Genomic DNA, 414 nt, shown 5'->3' with positions numbered 1-414 from the left:
GTGGTGTGTTGTCGACTGGGTCGGTTGGTAGTGGTTTTTCGGTGTCTGTTGGTGGCGTGTTGTCTACTGGGTCAGTTGGCGGGGTGTTGTCTACCGGGTCAGTTGGTAGTGGCTTTTCAATGTCCGTGGGTGGAGTGTTGTCTTCCGGGTCAGTTGGTGGGGGGTTGTCAACGGGATCCGTTGGCGGCGTGTTGTCAACGGGATCCGTTGGTAGTGGTGTTTCGGTGTCCGTTGGTGGCGTGTTGTCTACCGGGTCAGTTGGTAGAGGCGTTTCGGTGTCCGTTGGTGGCGTGTTGTCTACCGGGTCAGTTGGCGGGGTGTTGTCTACCGGGTCAGTTGGTGGGGGCGTTTCAATATCCGTGGGTGGGGTGTTGTCTACCGGGTCAGTTGGGAGTGGTGTGTCGGTGTGCTGTG

Annotated in this window: 1 protein-coding gene; it reads left to right on the top strand. The window is 58.2% G+C overall.

The genetic code is table 11. From position 1 onward, the window contains the following. Positions 1-414 (top strand): hypothetical protein (locus tag B1A85_RS24135; RefSeq protein WP_210404707.1); only part of this gene is annotated, 414 nt, incomplete at both ends.

The organism is Chroococcidiopsis sp. TS-821, assembly GCF_002939305.1.
Classification (GTDB): domain Bacteria; phylum Cyanobacteriota; class Cyanobacteriia; order Cyanobacteriales; family Chroococcidiopsidaceae; genus Chroogloeocystis.
The sequence above is the reverse complement of the archived record's forward strand: the minus strand, read 5'-3'. Positions and strand labels throughout refer to the sequence as shown.